Genomic DNA, 1,677 nt, shown 5'->3' with positions numbered 1-1,677 from the left:
AGCCCGAGTTTCCAAAGATCTTGACCTCCTCCATGCGTTTTCGCCGGTCAGAGAGATTTCGATCTTGAATGGGTGTATTACCCACGTCAGCTCTGGGGCGCGTAGCGCTCCAGGGCGAACAGGTCGTAGAGCTGCTGCTGGACCGGGTTCATCCGGGTGACCATCCGCCGGACGCGGGGCCGGCCGCGCTCGCCCTGGAAGAGCAGGACCGTCTCGCCGATGCCGGCGAGCTCGCGCAGCAGGACCGGCACGGACAGGCGCAGCCCGGCGCGCTCGGCCTCCCGCCGCATCAGGTGGGCCACTGCCAGGGCGAGCACGCAGGTGAACAGGTGGATCCGGATCTTGTGGTCGGTGAAGTGGTGGATCGGGGAGAACGACACCACGTGCGGGTCCTTGGCCTGGCGGAACCCGGCCTCGAGGTCCTCCTGGGAACGGTAGGCGTCGATGACCTGGTCCACGGGCCAGTCGTCGTGGTCGGTGACCAGGATCCGTTTGCCGAAGATCTCCTCTTCCAAGGCGGTCTGCGCCGTCTCGTCGTGGGTCCAGGTCAAGCGCAGGCAGGCGGGAGCGTCGCCGGTCAGCTCGGTGCGCAGCACCCGGGCGACCCAGCGCGGGGCGAGGATCGTGGCGATGTCGGCCTCGACCGCCGCCCGGCCCCGGCGGGTGCGGCCGCGGCCGAGGCGGGCGGCCGGCTCGTCAAGCTGGCTGGTCGCCTTGCCCAGGGTCTGGGCGAAGCCGACCCGCTGGGCGGTATGCAGCGTCGGCGAGTGGGTGAGGATCACCCGCCGGTCCGCGCCGAGGACCGTGGCGCGGGTGTCGAGCGCGGTCAGCCCCTCGTCGGCGTAGCGGTCGACCAGCGTGCGGTCGGCGGCGGGGCGGGCGAGCAGGTCGGGCAGGTCGGACGGGGGGACCGAGCCGACGAAGTGCAGGCGCAGGCCGGTAAGCCGGGTGAAGTTCGGCGCGGAGTTCTGCCCGGCGTCGAAGGTGAGCGTCAGCCCGGCCGGGGCGGCGACGGCGTCGGTGTAGCGCCAGGCCAGTTCCTCAATCATCGGGGTGAACTGGGTGACATCGGGCTGGCTGCCTTTGTAGACCCGGGACAGCAGCGGGATCCCGCCGTCCCTCGTGGCGACCAGGCCGAGGCCGACCAGGCGCAGGTCGTGGCGCTTCTGCTTGGCCTTGCCACGGGCGGCGACCGGGGCGCGGGTGTTCGTGGAGTCGAGGAACGTCGCGAAATTCGTCATGTCCAGGATCAGCCCCGAGGTGTCAAGCCCGAACACCTCGATCATCCGGCGGGTCAGCGCCGCCTCGATCTCGTCGACCCGGTCCAGCTCGACGCGGTCCATCGCGTCCCAGAACCGGCGGTGGTCGAGCGTCTTCGCCGGGATCTGGGTGACCCGGGGCAGCGAGGTGGTCGTGTACCACTCGGCGAAGCCGGCCTTCGAGCGCGGGTCGCAGATCCGGTTAAGAGCGGCCAGAGCCAGGTAGGTCCCGACCGTCACTCCGCCGCTGACCTTCGCGTCCCCGACCAGGGCGTCGATGATCCCGGCCGCGTCCAGGCAGGTCAGCACACCCCACACGGCGGCGACGTCGCCGAACCGGCGGTGCTCGGTGGCGCTCGGTGGCGCCAAGCCGTCACCGCCCTGCCCGGCCAGGCGGGCGATCACCTCGTCCTCGGTG

The 1,677-nt window shown here is 71.0% G+C and carries 1 protein-coding gene; it reads right to left on the bottom strand.

From position 1 onward, the window contains the following. Window positions 1-86: 86 nt before the first annotated feature. On the bottom strand, window positions 87-1,677 hold a 1,591-nt coding region (locus AC08OX_RS11155), incomplete at its 5' end, for an IS1634 family transposase (RefSeq protein WP_476607748.1).

The sequence above is a fragment of the Frankia sp. CoBUL1 genome (genome assembly GCF_978021245.1).
Note: the sequence above shows the minus strand (reverse complement) of the source record. Positions and strands in the feature narration are given on the sequence as shown.